Source organism: Kribbella sp. NPDC000426, assembly GCF_040300265.1.
Lineage (GTDB): Bacteria > Actinomycetota > Actinomycetes > Propionibacteriales > Kribbellaceae > Kribbella.
In genome coordinates, this window is record NZ_JBEPDK010000010.1 from 117,229 (window position 1) to 132,209 (window position 14,981).

Genomic DNA, 14,981 nt, shown 5'->3' on the forward strand with positions numbered 1-14,981 from the left:
CGAGCTTTTTTCATGCCCGTGGAGATCACCACCGTCGCTGATCGCCCCGAGCTCGCCAACGCAGACGTCGACGTCCGCGGCTGGCCCGAGTTCATGCGCCACAACCGCGTGTCCGAGGCGTACTTCGGCCAGGTCCCTGCGGTCTTCCCCGGCACCTGCCTGATCGCCACCGCAGGCGACCGCGTCGTCGCCGACGCCCACGCCGTCCAGTTCGCCCGCCGCTCGGACTTCCCGCCCGGCGGATGGGAACAGGCAGTCGTCTGGGCCTTCACCGACGTACGCCGCGGCGTACGACCGGACGCGGCGTGTGCCCTCAACATCAGCGTCGCGCACGACCTGCAGAATCAGGGCATCTCGGCACTCATGCTCGCCGCCCTTCGGCAGGCGGTCGGCGACGCGGGACTCGACGTCCTGGATGCCCCCGTGCGGCCGACTCACAAGCACCTAGAACCTCAGACGTCCATGGATGAGTACGTCGCTCGGACGCGTGCTGACGGGCTGCCGTGTGATCCGTGGCTGCGGACTCATGTCCGGGCCGGCGGGGAGATCGCCGCGGTCGCGTCCGCCTCCTGGGTGATCGCCGGCTCACTGGCCGAGTGGCGTTCGTGGACCGGGCTTCCGTTCGATCGCAGCGGCTCCGTCGAGGTCGGCGGCGGTCTCGTCCCGGTGGACTGCGACGTTGCCGCCGATCGCGCGGTCTACGTCGAGCCGAACGTGTGGGTGCGGCACAAGTTCTCCACAGTTTGAAAATCGTCCGTCTGCCCGGGGGCCGATCACGGCAATTTCTAGGGCATGAATCCTCAACTTGCTGTGATGGCGTCGATCCGCGGTGGCGTGTTCACCCGGGCCGACGCGCGTGCCTGCGGTTACCCCGACGCTGACATCGACTCCTTGTTGCACACCGGTGCTTGGCGCCGGATCCGGCGCGGGACGTATGCCGCCCAACGCTCACTCATGCTCGTCACCGACGAGGTGTTGCACCTGCGGAAGGTGTACCGCGTCCTCCGCGCCGGCGGGCCCAACGTGTTCGCGAGCCACCAAACCGCCGCGGCTCTTCACGCCCTACCGGTCTGGGGTCTCGACCTGACACGCGTCCACGTGACAGCTCCCGACGGGCGATCCGGCCGAATACGCGGCGGCGTCCATCGCCACATCCGTGATCCCGTCGGCCCCGGCCTCCAACTGTGGAACGGGCTGCGCATGGCCTCACCGGCCCGTGCAATCGCCGAGGTCTCCGCCACCGCATCACCGGCCTCTGCAGTCGTTCTCGCCGACGCCGCGCTGTACGCCGGTCTCGTCAGCATGCGCACGCTGAGACATGCGGTCTCCACGCTCGACCACGGCAGCAAACGTGCGCTCGCGGTCCTGGACCACCTCACGGGTGCCGCCTCGATCGCCGAGTCCCGCCTGCGCCTGATCCTTGCCACCGCCGGCTTGCCGACTCCAAGCCCGTCACTGCCGCCACTAGCCGACGACCCGGACTTCCCGGCCGAAGGACTCTGGTTCCCCGACGAGCGCACTGTCGTCGAGTTCGAGGCGCGTTTCCCCTTCTGGTGCGAGGAATTCGAGCCCTCTGTCGAAGAACCACTCCCCGAAACACTGGCCGCCGATCCAGACGGACCGCAACCCGTCGAGCACTGCCGGATCTCCTGGGCAGACCTCGACGACCCACCGACCGTGGCCGACCGCATCCGAACCACGTTCACCCGGGCAGCCCGCCGCACCGGCATCCGCCACTTCAACCAGGCCCGAGCCCGGATGTGACAGACAGAAAGGCCCACCGCCGCGTGCAGTCGACGCGGTGGTGAGCCCCTCGAAGATCCCCTAGAGGAGGACCCAAATGATGTCAGCCGTTCAGCGACGTACCCGTCGAGCGGAGGCTCTCGCAGGCCTCGCCGACGCGGTTCGCCATACCCTCTTCGCCCGCCTTGCCCCAGGCGCGCGGGTCGTAGGCCTTCTTGTTGCCGACCTCGCCGTCCACCTTCAGCACGCCGTCGTAGTTGCTGAACATGTGCGCCGCCACCGGCCGCGTGAACGCGTACTGCGTGTCGGTGTCGACGTTCATCTTGATGACACCGTGGTCGACCGCAGCCCGGATCTCCTCGAGCGTCGAGCCGGAGCCGCCGTGGAACACCAGGTCGAACGGACGCTCCTTGCCGACCTTGGCGCCGACCTGCTCCTGGATCTCGGCCAGGATCTCCGGCCGCAGCTTGACCGCACCCGGCTTGTAGACGCCGTGCACGTTGCCGAAGGTCAGCGCGGTCAGGTAGCGGCCGTTCTCACCGGTGCCGAGCGCCTCGACCGTGGCCAGGCCGTCCTCGACGGTGGTGTAGAGCTTCTCGTTGATCTCGTTGGCGACACCGTCCTCCTCGCCGCCGACGACGCCGACCTCGATCTCCAGGACGATCTTCGCCGCGGCCGTCTTGGCCAGCAGCTCCTTGGCGATCTCCAGGTTCTCGGCCAGCGGCACCGCCGAGCCGTCCCACATGTGCGACTGGAACAGCGGGTTCTCGCCACGCGCGACGCGCTCGGCGGAGATCTCCAGCAGCGGGCGGACGAAGCCCTCGAGCTTGTCCTTCGGGCAGTGGTCGGTGTGCAGCGCGATGTTCACCGGGTAGTTCTTGGCGACCTCGTGCGCGTAGGCCGCCAGCGCGACCGCACCGGTCACCATGTGCTTCACGGTCGGACCGGACAGGTACTCCGCGCCGCCGGTGGAGACCTGGATGATGCCGTCCGAGCCGGCCTCGGCGAAACCGCGGATCGCGGCGTTCAGCGTCTGCGAGGAGCTGACATTGATGGCCGGGTAGGCGAAGCGGTTCTGCTTGGCCTTGTCCAGCATCTGGGCATAGACCTCAGGGGTTGCAATAGGCATGTCTCGCGGTACTCCTCACAACACAGTTCTTGTGGGTTCGGCTCCAGTATTGCCGCCTGGCACTTCGTCGTGACCAGCGGCCTGCCTGCCGGGCCGGCCCGGTGGCCGGGGAGCGATCGGCAGGGATGTAGACCAGTTGATGAACAGGACCGATCCAGTTCGTTGCGTCCGGATGTCCTCCCGGGGTGGAGGCCGCTCCGGGGACGGTCAGGCGGACCCGGTTCGCGGGCCGCGCGGGGTCAGGGCCATGTGCAGCCGGTAGCGGTCGGCGCGGTAGGCCGACCAGGACAGTTCGACGACCTTGCGGCCGGCGAACGTGGTGCGCTCGAGGACCAGCAGGGGTGCCCGCCTGGCCACGCCGAGCACCCGGGCGACATGACCGTCGGCGTTGTCCGCCCGGACGGTCTGCTCACCGGAGGTGACGACGACGTCGTACTCACTGGCAAAGACGTCGTACAGAGTGCCGAGCTCGCGGCCGAGCAGGCCGGGGAAGAGCGCGGACGGGTAGTAGCCGACCTCGTAGGCCATCGGCGAGGCGTCGGCCGTGCGGAGCCGCTCGACCCGGATCACCTTGGTGCCCTTGGCGACCCGCAGGCCCTTCGCGGTCTCGTCGGAGGCCTCGATCTCGCTGGCCGACAGCACCACGGTCCCGGGCTCCAGGCCACGGGCCCGCATCTCCCGGGAGAACGAGGTCAGGTGCAGTTGGGAGTCGACCTGGGGGCCGGTGACGAAGGTGCCCTTGCCGTGCACCCGCTCCAACGCGCCGGACTCGACCAGGTCGCTGATCGCCTGCCGGACGGTCACCCGGGAGACGTTCAGCTTGTCCACCAGGGCCCGCTCGGACGGGATCGGATCGCCGGGATGCAGCTCGACATCGATCAGCCGTTCCAGCACCGATCGGACCTGGGCCCGCTTGGTCGCCACCATGGAATCTCGATCCTCCAGACCTGGGCGGATCTCGGGGGTGCCCCGGGACGCCGCTCACTGCTATCGTGCGCAGCATACCTGTTAAGACCAGATAGGACCAGTGATCCCAGTGGTGTCTGTGCCCGTCCAGGAAACCCAGATGGCGCGCGAGATCGCCGAGCAGCCGGCGGCGCTCGCGGCGACGTTCGAGCATGTTCTGCCGCTGCGGCACGACATCACCAGGCTCGCCGCCGGGCGGCGGCACGTGATCTTCGTGGCCCGCGGTTCGTCGGACAACGCCGGGGTCTACGGGCGGTACCTGACCGAGATCCACGCCGGCCGGCAGGCGTCGCTGGCCGCCCCCTCGGTGGCTACGCTGTACGGCGCGAACCTCGACCTGTCGAACTCGCTGGTCGTCGCGGTCAGCCAGTCGGGTGCGACCCAGGAGATCGTCGACACCGCCGAGTGGGCGAAGCGGAACGGCGCCGCGATCGTCGGCATCACGAACGACGGCGACAGCCCGCTGGCCTCGACGGCCGACGTCGCGCTGATCACGCAGGCGGGCAAGGAGCTCGCCGTACCTGCCACCAAGACCTACACGACACAGCTGGCCGCGATCACGGTGGCTGTGGACGCGCTTGCGCAGCGGCCCGGGACGCTCGACGCGGACATCGCGCGGGTGCCGGACGAGGCGGCCAAGATGCTGTCCGGATCAGTCGAGGCAGCCGCGGACCTGCTCGCCGGCGCCCACGACGTACTCGCGAGCGGTCGCGGACTCACGTTCGGCACGACTCTCGAGGTCGCCCTGAAGCTCGAGGAGACCTGCCTCCAGCCGGTGCGCGGACTCTCGTACGCCGACCTGAAGCACGGCCCGATCGCTGTCGTCGACGCCGACCTGGTCACGATCCTGGTCGCGGCGGGCGACGGCCCCGCGCTCCCCGGCATGACCGAGCTGGCCGGCCTCGTCCGCGAGAAGGGCAGCAAGATCCTCGGCATCGGCGGCGACCCCACCTTCGCCAACCGCTGCGACGTGAACCTCCCCGGCCCGGCCCTCCCCGAGACGCTCGCCCCGCTGGCTCTCGTCATCCCAGCCCAACGAGCCATCGAACTCCTGGCCCGCAAACTCGGCCTCGACCCCGACGCCCCCCGAGGCCTCCGCAAGGTAACCCAGACAGACTGACCCCGTGCCGCTCCTCGTCGATCCAGCACTACCCGAAGGAACACTCCGAGACGCCACCCAGCCGCACCTGACAGCAGCCACCGGCCCGCCCACACATCCGTCGCAGGACGACGGATCGTCCCCGGGACCGTTGCAGAGCGACGGGTTGGTTCTGCGGCCGTGGCGGCGCGACGACGCGAGCGCTGTGCTGGCGGCGTTCACGTGTCCTGACATCCAGCGGTGGCACGTCCGCCGGCTCGACACACTCGAGGAGGCGACCGAGTGGATCGACCAGTGGCCCCAGCGCTGGACTTCCGAGACAGCCGCCAGTTGGGCAGTAGTCGACGTGGGTGGCGGCGCGATCGGGGGTGTCGAGGCGGCGGTTGGCGGCGGGCACGGTGGCGACGGGCTGGTGGTTGGGCAGGTCGGTCTGCGCAGCATCTCGCTCGCGGAGGGGTCGGCCAGTCTGTCGTACTGGGTGACCCCGGCGGCTCGGGGCCGGTCCGTTGCCGCGAGGTCGGTTGAGGTGCTCTCGGCCTGGGCGTTCGGGTCGATCGGCTTCAACCGCCTGGGTATTCAGCACTCCACGGTCAACACAGCGTCCTGCCGCGTCGCCGAGCGAACGGGTTACGGCGTGGAGGGCACGTTGCGGCAGGCGATCAAGCACGCCGACGGGTGGCACGACTGGCACCTGCACGGCCGTCTGCGTACTGACGCCTGACTTCGCCCAACAAAGTGCTCACTCGGTGAGCACTTTGGCTGGAATCGTGGTGGTCATCAACCGGGAAGACCCGACGAAAGGACCACCACGATGTTGCGAGGATTCGCCACCGTCAGCTTCTACGCCGCGGATGTGAAGGCGGCACGCACCTGGTACGAGGAGCTGCTCGGCATCGAGGCGTACTACGCCGTGCCGAGCGCCGACGACCCGGCGTACGTCGAGTTCCGCTTCGGCGATTTCCAATGCGAGCTGGGGATCATCGACGCCAAGTACGCCACGCACCAGGTCACGTCGGGCCCCGCCGGCGCCGTTATTCACTGGCACGTCGACGACCTGGAAGCCGAGCTCCAGCACCTCCTCGACCACGGCGCCACCCTCCAGGAACCGATCACCGAACGCGGCAACAACACTGGCTTCCGCACGGCGTCGGTAGTCGACCCGTTCGGCAACCTCATCGGCATCATGACCAACCCGCACTACCTGGAGATCCTCAAAGGCCTGAAGAGCGCCTAGAAGTTGCCGCGGTGGGTTAGGGCGGTGGTTATTTGGGCGGCGGCTTGTTGGAGGTGTGGGAGGGCTTCGGTGCGGAGGGAGGTCGGCGTCGAGCGGGAGGCGTGGGCGGAGACGTTGAGGGCGGCGATGACGCGGCCTCGGGAGTTGTGGATGGGGGCGGCGATCGAGCGGAGGCCCTGCTCGAGCTCCTGGTCGACGAGCGCATAGCCGTCCGTGCGGGCCTGGGCGATCGTCGCGCGCAGGTTGTCCGGGGACGTGACCGTGCGATTGGTGAGTGCCTCGGCCTGCAGCGAGTCGAGATACGACGTGAGCTCCTCCTCCGGAAGGCCCGCGAGCAGGACCCGCCCCATCGACGTCGGGTACGCCGGGAGCCGGGCGCCGACGCCGAGGGCGACCGTCATGATCCGGCTGGTGGGGACGCGCGCGACGTACACGATGTCCGGTAGGTCGAGGGTCGCGATCGAGCAGGACTCGCGGGTCTTGGCGCTCAGCTCCTCCATGAACGGGCCGGCCAGTTCGCCGAGATCCAGCGACGACAGGTAGGCCCAGCCGAGAGCCAGCACGCGCGGGGTGAGCGAGAAGCGGCGGTGGTCGCTGCGGACGTACCCGAGCTCTTCCAGGGTCAGCAGGATCCGCCGCGCGGTCGCGGGCGTGATGCCGACCGCTCGCGCCACCTCGCTCAGGGTCAGCGAGGGCGCCTCGGCGGAGAACGCGCGGATCACCGCGAGCCCGCGCTCCAGGCCTTGCAGAAACGTGCCTGTAGACGCGTCACTCGCCATCGGCTAGCCTACTTTTCGTTGAAAGAAGAACTATTCGCTGAGCGAAATCCTATCGGAGCTGCCGATGCCGCGTCCAGCAGAACCGGGACGAGCGGAGCCTCAGGCCGGGTTCGTACACACGTTCCTGCCGGGGCGAGTGGTGTTCGGAGCGGGCTCGCTCGACCAGGTGGCCGGCGAGATCGAGACCCTCGGGGTACGGCGGGCGCTGGTCGTCGCGACCAACTCGGCGCGTGATGCGGCGGACGTGGTCGAGGTGCAGCTGGGCGACCGGTTCGCGGGGCGGATCGACGGCGTGACCCAGCACGTCCCGACCGAGGTCGCGGAACAGGCCCGGGCCAAAGCGCGCGAGGTCGACGCCGACGGGATCATCGCCATCGGCGGCGGCTCGGCAATCGGCCTCGCCAAAGCAGTCGCCCTCACCAGCGAGGTGGCGATCGTGGCGGTGCCCACGACCTACGCCGGGTCCGAGATGACGCCGGTCTGGGGCGAGACCTCCGGCGGGAGCAAGACGACCGGCACTGATCTGGGCGTGCTGCCGCGAGTCGTCGTGTACGACCCGGTCCTGAGCCAGCATCTGCCGAAGAAGGTCACCGCAGCAAGCGTCGCCAACGCGATCGCGCACTGCGTCGAGGCCGTCTGGACACCGAAGGCCGACCCGATCACCGAAGTCATCGCGGTCGAAGGACTCCGCACCCTCGCCGGCGGCCTACGTCAAACACTCGCCGACCCACTGAATTTAGATGCCCGCAGCAACCTCCTGTACGGCGCCTGCCTGGCCGGCTCGGCGTTGGCGACTGCCGGCACGGGACTGCATCACAAGCTGTGCCACCTGCTCGGCGGCACCTACGGCCTCCCCCACGCGGAAACGCACGCAGCCGTGCTGCCACAGGTTGCCCGCATCAATGCTCCCGCAGTGCCACGATCAAAAGCACGCCTGGAAGCAGCGCTCGACGCAACAGATCTGGCAGCCGGACTGTACGACCTGTTCGAGGCGGCGGAGGTCCCGACCAGCCTCAAGGACCTAGGGCTGACCGAGGACCAGGCGCGAGAAGCAGCGACGGCGTTCAAGCCCACCGACAACCCGATCCCCGTGACCGAGGACCTGGTGCGCGAGATCCTCACCCGCGCCTGGGCCGGCACGCGACCGTGACGCACCTTGATGAACCCTTGGACGAACGAGGAGACCGATGGATCTGCAAGGCGATGACCTGACCGAAGCGGTGGTGGCCAGCTTCGACGGCAGCGCGAGCGACCGCTACAAGACAGTGATGAGCGCCCTCGTACGGCACCTGCACGCGTTCGCGCGGGAGGTGGAGCTGACCGAGGACGAGTACTTCACCGCGATCGACTTCCTCACCCGGACCGGCCAGATCTCCACCGGTACGCGGCAGGAGTTCGTGCTGCTGGCCGACGTACTCGGGCTGTCGATGCTGACCGTCGGGCTCGGCAACCGCAAGCCGCCCGAGGCGACGCAGTCCACCGTGTTCGGCCCGTTCTTCGTCGAGGGATCGCCCGAAGCGCAACTCGGCGACGACATCGCGAACGGCGCCCCGGGACAGCCGTGCCTGGTGAGTGGCAAGGTCCTCAACACCAAGGGCGAGCCGATCGCCGGTGCGCTCGTCGAGACCTGGCAGGCCGATGAGGACGGGTTCTACGACGTACAGAAGGACCTCGACGGGCCACAGAACCGCGCCCATCTCACAACCGATGCTGAAGGCAACTATCGGTTCTGGGCGGTGAAGCCGGTCGCCTACCCGATCCCCGACGACGGACCGGTCGGCGAGCTGCTGCGGGCCGGCGGACGTGGCCCGATGCGTCCGGCGCACATCCACTTCATGGTGACGGCTCCCGGCTACAGCCGGCTCATCACTCACGTCTTCGCGGCCGGCGACCAGTACCTCGACACGGATGCGGTCTTCGGAGTCAAGCAGTCCCTGATCGCCGACTTCACCGAACACCAGGACGAGGGCAAGACCTACTACTCCGTCGAGTACGACCTGGTGCTCGCGACCACCGAGGAGACGCAAGCGTGATCACGACAGACGTCCTCATCGTCGGCAGCGGCCCGGCCGGCGGCGCCGCCTCGCTCTTCCTGTCCACGTACGGCGTCGACAACATCGTCCTGACCCGGTACGGCTGGACCGCGAACACGCCTCGTGCGCACATCACCAACCAGCGCACGATCGAGCTGATGCGCGACATGGGCATCGAGGACCAGATCATCGACAACGGCACCGCCCACGACCTGATGGGGCAAACGGCCTTCTGCACCAGCCTCGCGGGCGAGGAGATCGGCCGGATCCGCACCTGGGGCACGCATCCGCGCCGGCTCGCCGACTACACCGAGGCGAGTCCGTGCCTGCCGTGCGACCTCCCGCAGACTCTCTTCGAGCCGATCCTCGTCAGTACGGCGGCCAGCCGCGGGGCACAGCTCCGCTTCAACACGGAGTACCTGTCGCTGGAGCAGGACGACGACGGCGTCACCGCGACGGTCCGCGATCGGCTCAGCGACACGACGTACCAGATCCGGGCGAAGTACCTGATCGGGGCCGACGGCGGACGCAGCAAGGTTGCCCAGGACATCGAGCTGCCGATGGCCGGGGCGATGGACATCGAGGGCTCGATGAACATCGTCTTCGAGGCAGACCTCAGCCGGTACGTCGCGCATCGCCCGAGCGTCTTGTACTGGGTCCTCCAGCCGGGCGCGCAGATCGGCGGGATCGGCGCCGGACTGGTCCGCATGGTCCGCCCGTGGAACGAATGGCTGATCGTCTGGGGCTACGACATCTCGCAGCCCGCGCCGGTGGTCGACGAGGCGATGGCGACCGAGATCGTGCACAACCTGGTCGGCGACGACACCATCGACGTGAAGCTGAAGAGTACGTCGGTCTGGAGCGTCAACCACATGTACGCCGAGAAGGCTTCCAAGGGCCGCGTGTTCTGTATGGGCGACGCGATCCACCGGCACCCGCCGAGCAACGGACTCGGCTCGAACACGTCGATCCAGGACGCGTACAACCTGGCGTGGAAGCTGGCTCTGGTCCTGAAGGGCCAGGCCTCGCCCGACCTGCTCGACACCTACGACGACGAGCGAGCGCCGATCGCCAAGCAGATCGTTGACCGCGCCAACAAGAGCCGCAACCAGTTCGGGCAGATCTTCCGCGCCCTTGGCATGACCCCGGACGCGCCGGCCGGCCGGACGATCGAGTCCCGCAAGGACGACACTCCCGAAGGCGCCGCACAGCGCGAGGAACTGCGGCAGGCGATCGAGCTCAAGGACTACGAGTTCAACGCGCACGGCGTCGAGCTCGGGCACCGCTACAAGTCCTCCGCCGTGGTCGAGGACGGCACACCCGAGCCGCCGTACGAGCGGGATCAGGAGCTGTACTACCACCCGACGACTTGGCCGGGCGCCCGGATCCCGCACTGCTGGCTGACCCGCGGGTCGGAGACCGTCAGCACGCTGGACGTGGTCGGCAAGGGCCGGTTCACGCTGCTGACCGGCATCGGCGGCGACGCGTGGGTGAAGGCGGCGCAGTCCGTGTCCGAGCACCTCGGCGTACCGATCGAGCCGTACGTGATCGGGCCGGGCCGTGAGCTGGACGACCTGTACGGAGACTGGGCGCGGGTGCGCGAGATCCCGGACGAGGGCTGTCTCCTCGTCCGTCCGGACGCACACATCGCCTACCGCTCGTTCGAACAGCCCGACGACCCGACCGATGCGCTGCAGCAGGCGGTCAGCGCGCTCCTCGGGCGTGCCTGACCGCTCTTAGGCCGCCGATGACGCTTCGGAGCGGAGGATCTGGTCGAGGATCGCCGAGATCTCCGCGGTCTCGGCGTCCAGCAGGGTGATCAGCGCGACCCGCGAGGTCTCCGTGCGCGCCTCCAGAGCCGCCGCGCTCAAGGCGCGCACGGTCCCCAACTCGTGTATCAGTTCGTCCCACAGAGCGTTCATCAACAAACCCCCATGATTCCCGTCGCAAACCCGTACGACGTGCTTGATGCACGCCGAGCCCCCCGAGTTGGGGCTGACTTTGGTCGAGAAGCCTCACTTCTGTCATCGGGTACAACGCGGCACCCCGGCCGCACGTTACGGATGTGTCAAGAATTTCCAGCTGTGCGGCGGGACGACGACCGCATCCTCGACCGGGAACTCAGCGTCCGAGTTCGAGACGTTGAGCAGGAGCAGCACCCATTCGTCGCTGTGCCGGGCCCGCAGGGCGATCGTCTGGTTGGTCACGTGCTCGACCTCTGTGTGAGTCCGCGTGAGCCACGAGTGGCGCCTCCGCAGACCGATGAGCTCCTGGTGGAGGCGGTACGTCGGCCAACCGTACGACGCCAACTCGTCGGGCGTGTCCGGAAAGGCAGGGCGAATCGCATCGTCACCGCCGGCACGGTCCTCCTTCAGGCCGCGGAACGCCTGCTCGTCCCCCGAGTAGACGCTCGGTACGCCGCCGACCGCGAACAGGATCGCGAGCGCGTGCCCGAGATGCCGCTCGTCCTCGAGGCGGGTCGCGAGCCGGGTCACGTCGTGGTTGCCGACGAACGTCTGCGGGACGAACGTGTCGAGCAGCGCGTTGTGCCGGCCCAGCGCGTACGAGAGCTCGAAGAAGTTGCCGTCGTTCAGCGAGCTCCAGATCGCCTTCCACAGCTCGTACTGCGTGACCGAGTCGAGCCCGCTCTTCTCCACGTAGGCGGCGTAATCCCCGTGGATCACCTCGCCGAAGTACCAGGCGTCCCGGTCCCGCGGCAGCACGGCGCGCCAGAACTCGGGCGGCACGGCGTACGCCGCGTCCAGGCGCCACGCGTCCACGCCGCGGTCGAGCCAATGACGCAGTACATCGCCGACGTACTGCGCGACGGCGGGATTGCTGTGGTCGAGGGTGACCAGGTGCTCGTGGCCCTCGAAGGTCGCGCCGTCGCTCCGGAACCACTCCGGGTGGACGAACGAGCGCGCCACGTGGTTGAAGACGCCGTCGAGGGCGATCCGCAGACCGCGATCGTGCGCCTTGGCGACCAGGCGGTCGAAGTCGGCCTCGTCACCCAGGCGAGGGTCGATGCGGAAATGGTCGATGGTGTCGTAGCCGTGCGTCTCGGACGCGAAGATCGGACCGAGCAGGAGTCCGTTGCAGCCCAGTTCGATGGCGTAGTCGAGCCAGTTCTCCAGGTGCGCCAGGCGGGCGCCGGTGCGATCGGCCGTGAATCCGAGCGGGTAGATCTGCCACCAGATCGCGTGGTCAGCCCACATGTCTTCTCCTCAACAGCAAAGTAGGAACGATCGCGATCAGGCAGCCGATCACGGTGTCGACGAGCCGGTACCCGACGGTCGACAGCTCCGGCGTACGGCCGAGGTCCATCAGCAGCACGACCAGCGGGGTCATGACGGTGGCATAAGCAGCGTAGTTGCGTTCCTTCAGCAACGGCCGCAGTCCGGCAAGGACACTGACGACCACCACGATCACCCCCGACGGCGGCGCCCACAGGATCAGCAGGCCGCCGATCAGTACGCCGGCACAGGTCCCGGCGCAGCGCTCTGTTGCCCGAAGCAACGATCCGCCACGACGCCGTACGACGATCACCACGGCCAGCGCGATCCAGTAACCCTTCTCCTGATGCCACAGCTGGCCTATCACTTCCGCAACAGCAAGCGCCGCCACAACAGCCGGTACGTCGGCCGCGCGGCTTCAGGCCCAGCGGACGAGAACGCCAACCCGAGCACGACCGCCCACGCGACCCCGAGCGCGAACCAGCGTGCCACCCCCCACGGATCAGCCGCGCCCAGCCCGGTCGCCATCACGAGAAAGGTGACGAACCGCGTCGTCGCGTCCGCCATCCACCGACTGAACCCACCCACAACAGCCGCCACCGCCGCCAGCCCGACCACGCCGGCCGCACCACCCCACCCCCGCCCACCCAGCCACACCCCAACCAGGGCACCCACCGTCACCACCACCCCAAGACCACTTTGTGCACCCACCAACCGCACGAGCCGCCGGCGAATGGTTGGTGCGCGCCCAAGGTGGGGCGTGGCCAGGGCCCCGAGCGCTGCGAACGAGGCGTGGGCGAGGTGGTTGGTGGTGACGCCATAGGTGATGGGACCAGCCATCGCGAGGGCCGCGGTGACCATCTGAGTCGGGACAACAGGCGTGTCTCGAGACCAGTGCAGGACGCTCATAGTAAGCTGAGCTTAGCATTTCTAAGCGTAGTCATCAGAAGGTTGGTTAATGGAAGCTTACGATACTGCGATCGCGCTCAGGCGAACCAGCACCCGGCTGGCCCTGCGGTTGCGGGCAGAGCGGACAGGCGACGGACTCGGGAGTACGGGCGTTGCCGTGCTGGGCCAGCTGCATCGCCGGGGAGTGCTGACGGCGAGCGAGATCGCAGCGGCCGAGCGCGTGCAGCCGCAATCGTTGACGCGGGTGCTGGCGAGCCTGGAAGAACAGGACCTCATCAAAAGAGAGCAGGACGCGCAGGACCGCCGCCGGCACACGATCGAGCTGACGGACAGCGGCCGGCACCTGCTTCGCGAACATATGAAGAGCTCCGATGACTGGCTGGCCGAAGCCATCGAAACCCGGCTCAACCCGACCGAGCGCGCCGTACTCCAGTTGGCCGCCGGAATCCTGGATCAGCTGCTCGACGGCTGACCGAACGTGTGACGGCGGATCCACGCGTGCATGGCGATCGCGGCCGCGGCACTGGCGTTGATCGAGCGGGTCGAGCCGAATTGCGCGATCGAGAGGACGGCTGTGCAGATCGCGTGGGCATCTTCGGTCAGCCCGGGACCCTCCTGACCGAAGAGCAGGACACATTCGCGCGGGAGGTCGTAGGTCTCCAGCGGGACCGAGCCGGGCAGGTTGTCGATGCCGATGACGGGCAGGCCACGGGCGGCGGCGTACGACGCCAGGTCGGCCAGCGTCGGCTGGTGGCGGACGTGCTGGTAGCGGTCGGTGACCATCGCGCCGCGGCGGTTCCATTTCCGGTTGCCGACGATGTGGACCTCCGCCGCGAGGAAAGCGTTCGCTGTCCGCACGACCGAGCCGATGTTCAGGTCGTGCTGCCAGTTCTCGATCGCGACGTGGAACGGGTTCCGCTGCCGGTCCAGGTCCTGGACGATCGCCTCGAGCTTCCAGTACCGGTACTTGTCGACGACGTTGCGCCGGTCACCCTCGGCGAGCAACTCCGGATCCAGCCGCGGGTCGTCCGGCCGATCGCCCACCCACGGGCCGACGCCGACCTCGTTCGGCCCGACCATGTCCGCGCCCCGGAGGTCGCTGCTCAGCTCATGCACAGGTCGGGACGCTACCCTGTCCGCGTGCTTCCTCTTGTCGCGATGCTGATGCCGAACTGGATGGACCCGGAGTACCTCCTGAACTGGATGGGTAACTGGGCCCTCTGGGGCACGCTGATTGTGGTGTTCATCGAGTGCGGGGTGTTGTTCCCGATCCTGCCCGGTGACTCACTGCTGTTCGCAGTCGGCCTTTTCATCGCGCAGGGCACCATCGACGTACCGCTGTGGCTGGCCTGCGTGCTGCTGACCATCTCCGCGTTCCTCGGCAACGTGTCCGGTTACTACATCGGCCGCTTCCTGGGGACGTCCCTGTTCCGCAATCCGAACGCCCGGATCCTCAAACCGAAGTACATCGAGCAGACGCACGAGTTCTTCGAGCGGTACGGCCCGCGTGCACTGGTGATGGCCCGGTTCGTGCCGATCGTCCGCACGTTCGTCACGATCGTCGCGGGCGCCGGGAAGATGGAGCCGCGCAAGTTCTTCGTCTGGACGGCGGTCGGAGCGGTGCTCTGGGCGCCGACGATCACGCTGCTCGGCCACGCGCTCGGCAACGTCGAGTTCATCCACAAGAACCTCGAGGCCGCGCTGATCCTGCTGGTGCTGGTCTCGCTGATCCCGATGGTCGTCGAGTACTTCCTCGCCAAGCGCCGCAACCGCAACAAGAACTCCGACGGCCAGGGCGGCTCGGGTACGGCGAAGCACGCCGCGCCGAAGCACGCCGTACCGAACGACTGACGGGC

At 68.1% G+C, this 14,981-nt stretch carries 18 protein-coding genes; 10 read left to right on the forward strand and 8 right to left on the reverse strand.

The window, feature by feature from the left end; all coding sequences use genetic code 11:
- Positions 1-12: 12 nt before the first annotated feature.
- Entirely contained in the window at positions 13-747 is a 735-nt protein-coding gene (locus tag ABT313_RS39775; protein WP_350865280.1) for an N-acetyltransferase, read from the forward strand.
- Positions 748-792: 45 nt separating this feature from the next.
- Positions 793-1,764, forward strand: coding sequence for a type IV toxin-antitoxin system AbiEi family antitoxin domain-containing protein (locus tag ABT313_RS39780; RefSeq protein WP_350865283.1), 972 nt, complete (start codon positions 793-795; stop codon positions 1,762-1,764).
- Between the two features lie 82 nt (positions 1,765-1,846).
- On the opposite strand, the gene fbaA is transcribed toward ABT313_RS39780, so the two are convergent.
- Entirely contained in the window at positions 1,847-2,872 is a 1,026-nt protein-coding gene (fbaA, locus tag ABT313_RS39785) for a class II fructose-bisphosphate aldolase (protein ID WP_350865286.1), read from the reverse strand.
- A 207-nt stretch (positions 2,873-3,079) separates the two neighbouring features.
- On the reverse strand, positions 3,080-3,799 hold the full coding sequence (locus ABT313_RS39790) for a GntR family transcriptional regulator (RefSeq protein WP_130388014.1): 720 nt from the start codon (positions 3,797-3,799) through the stop codon (positions 3,080-3,082).
- A 139-nt stretch (positions 3,800-3,938) separates the two neighbouring features.
- Between ABT313_RS39790 and ABT313_RS39795 the strand changes: the two genes are divergently transcribed.
- The 3 genes from ABT313_RS39795 (at position 3,939) to ABT313_RS39805 (ending at position 6,171) form a co-directional block, all read left to right on the forward strand.
- Positions 3,939-4,958, forward strand: coding sequence for an SIS domain-containing protein (locus ABT313_RS39795; protein WP_350865290.1), 1,020 nt, complete (start codon positions 3,939-3,941; stop codon positions 4,956-4,958).
- A 4-nt stretch (positions 4,959-4,962) separates the two neighbouring features.
- On the forward strand, positions 4,963-5,658 hold the full coding sequence (locus ABT313_RS39800; protein WP_350865293.1) for a GNAT family N-acetyltransferase: 696 nt from the start codon (positions 4,963-4,965) through the stop codon (positions 5,656-5,658).
- Positions 5,659-5,748: 90 nt separating this feature from the next.
- Positions 5,749-6,171 carry a VOC family protein gene (locus ABT313_RS39805; RefSeq protein WP_350865295.1) on the forward strand — a complete coding sequence of 141 codons (423 nt, stop codon included), beginning with the start codon at positions 5,749-5,751 and terminating at the stop codon, positions 6,169-6,171.
- Here the strand turns inward: ABT313_RS39805 and ABT313_RS39810 are convergent.
- Entirely contained in the window at positions 6,168-6,950 is a 783-nt protein-coding gene (locus ABT313_RS39810; RefSeq protein ID WP_350865298.1) for an IclR family transcriptional regulator domain-containing protein, read from the reverse strand. The genes ABT313_RS39805 and ABT313_RS39810 overlap by 4 nt on opposite strands.
- Positions 6,951-7,014: 64 nt before the next feature.
- Between ABT313_RS39810 and ABT313_RS39815 the strand changes: the two genes are divergently transcribed.
- The 3 genes from ABT313_RS39815 to ABT313_RS39825 are packed head-to-tail and all read left to right on the forward strand — an operon-like array spanning position 7,015 to position 10,713.
- Positions 7,015-8,100, forward strand: coding sequence for a maleylacetate reductase (locus ABT313_RS39815; protein WP_350865301.1), 1,086 nt, complete (start codon positions 7,015-7,017; stop codon positions 8,098-8,100).
- Between the two features lie 37 nt (positions 8,101-8,137).
- Entirely contained in the window at positions 8,138-8,983 is an 846-nt protein-coding gene (locus ABT313_RS39820; RefSeq protein ID WP_350865304.1) for an intradiol ring-cleavage dioxygenase, read from the forward strand.
- Positions 8,980-10,713: an FAD-dependent oxidoreductase gene (locus ABT313_RS39825; RefSeq protein WP_350865306.1), complete on the forward strand. Its 1,734-nt coding sequence runs from the start codon at positions 8,980-8,982 to the stop codon at positions 10,711-10,713. The genes ABT313_RS39820 and ABT313_RS39825 overlap by 4 nt, the downstream gene beginning before the upstream one ends.
- Before the next feature lie 6 nt (positions 10,714-10,719).
- Here ABT313_RS39825 and ABT313_RS39830 read toward each other — a convergent pair whose 3' ends face one another.
- From ABT313_RS39830 to ABT313_RS39845, 4 genes are all read right to left on the reverse strand, one after another.
- Positions 10,720-10,905 (reverse strand): hypothetical protein, encoded by a 186-nt coding sequence (locus ABT313_RS39830; protein WP_130442589.1) that lies wholly within the window; start codon positions 10,903-10,905, stop codon positions 10,720-10,722.
- 135 nt (positions 10,906-11,040) lie between these two features.
- Positions 11,041-12,198 carry an alpha-amylase family glycosyl hydrolase gene (locus ABT313_RS39835; protein WP_350865310.1) on the reverse strand — a complete coding sequence of 386 codons (1,158 nt, stop codon included), beginning with the start codon at positions 12,196-12,198 and terminating at the stop codon, positions 11,041-11,043.
- Complete coding sequence (locus ABT313_RS39840) at positions 12,188-12,583, reverse strand: FUSC family protein (protein WP_350865313.1); 396 nt, start codon at positions 12,581-12,583, stop codon at positions 12,188-12,190. Before ABT313_RS39840 ends, ABT313_RS39835 begins: the two co-directional genes overlap by 11 nt.
- Positions 12,580-12,891, reverse strand: a complete 312-nt coding sequence (locus ABT313_RS39845; RefSeq protein WP_350865316.1) for a hypothetical protein — start codon at positions 12,889-12,891, stop codon at positions 12,580-12,582. Before ABT313_RS39845 ends, ABT313_RS39840 begins: the two co-directional genes overlap by 4 nt.
- A 283-nt stretch (positions 12,892-13,174) precedes the next feature.
- Here ABT313_RS39845 and ABT313_RS39850 point away from each other — a divergent pair, with 283 nt between their 5' ends.
- The gene (locus tag ABT313_RS39850; protein ID WP_350865319.1) at positions 13,175-13,597 is read left to right on the forward strand and encodes a MarR family winged helix-turn-helix transcriptional regulator; all 423 of its coding nucleotides are present in this window, start codon (positions 13,175-13,177) and stop codon (positions 13,595-13,597) included.
- Here ABT313_RS39850 and ABT313_RS39855 read toward each other — a convergent pair.
- Positions 13,579-14,205 (reverse strand): TrmH family RNA methyltransferase, encoded by a 627-nt coding sequence (locus tag ABT313_RS39855; RefSeq protein WP_350865854.1) that lies wholly within the window; start codon positions 14,203-14,205, stop codon positions 13,579-13,581. The two genes, ABT313_RS39850 and ABT313_RS39855, sit on opposite strands and share 19 nt — an antisense overlap.
- A 60-nt stretch (positions 14,206-14,265) precedes the next feature.
- On the opposite strand from ABT313_RS39855, the gene ABT313_RS39860 reads away from it, so the two are divergent.
- Positions 14,266-14,976 (forward strand): DedA family protein, encoded by a 711-nt coding sequence (locus ABT313_RS39860; protein ID WP_350865320.1) that lies wholly within the window; start codon positions 14,266-14,268, stop codon positions 14,974-14,976.
- Positions 14,977-14,981: the final 5 nt, after the last annotated feature.

Bases quoted from the DNA above. Each gene is read 5' to 3' on its own strand.
- ABT313_RS39775 (WP_350865280.1), top strand. From the start codon at position 13: ATGCCCGTGGAGATCACCACCGTCGCTGATCGCCCCGAGCTCGCCAAC.
- ABT313_RS39780 (WP_350865283.1), top strand. From the start codon at position 793: ATGAATCCTCAACTTGCTGTGATGGCGTCGATCCGCGGTGGCGTGTTC.
- fbaA (WP_350865286.1), bottom strand. From the start codon at position 2,872: ATGCCTATTGCAACCCCTGAGGTCTATGCCCAGATGCTGGACAAGGCC.
- ABT313_RS39790 (WP_130388014.1), bottom strand. From the start codon at position 3,799: ATGGTGGCGACCAAGCGGGCCCAGGTCCGATCGGTGCTGGAACGGCTG.
- ABT313_RS39795 (WP_350865290.1), top strand. From the start codon at position 3,939: ATGGCGCGCGAGATCGCCGAGCAGCCGGCGGCGCTCGCGGCGACGTTC.
- ABT313_RS39805 (WP_350865295.1), top strand. From the start codon at position 5,749: ATGTTGCGAGGATTCGCCACCGTCAGCTTCTACGCCGCGGATGTGAAG.
- ABT313_RS39810 (WP_350865298.1), bottom strand. From the start codon at position 6,950: ATGGCGAGTGACGCGTCTACAGGCACGTTTCTGCAAGGCCTGGAGCGC.
- ABT313_RS39815 (WP_350865301.1), top strand. From the start codon at position 7,015: ATGCCGCGTCCAGCAGAACCGGGACGAGCGGAGCCTCAGGCCGGGTTC.
- ABT313_RS39820 (WP_350865304.1), top strand. From the start codon at position 8,138: ATGGATCTGCAAGGCGATGACCTGACCGAAGCGGTGGTGGCCAGCTTC.
- ABT313_RS39830 (WP_130442589.1), bottom strand. From the start codon at position 10,905: ATGAACGCTCTGTGGGACGAACTGATACACGAGTTGGGGACCGTGCGC.
- ABT313_RS39835 (WP_350865310.1), bottom strand. From the start codon at position 12,198: ATGTGGGCTGACCACGCGATCTGGTGGCAGATCTACCCGCTCGGATTC.
- ABT313_RS39850 (WP_350865319.1), top strand. From the start codon at position 13,175: ATGGAAGCTTACGATACTGCGATCGCGCTCAGGCGAACCAGCACCCGG.
- ABT313_RS39855 (WP_350865854.1), bottom strand. From the start codon at position 14,205: ATGGTCGGGCCGAACGAGGTCGGCGTCGGCCCGTGGGTGGGCGATCGG.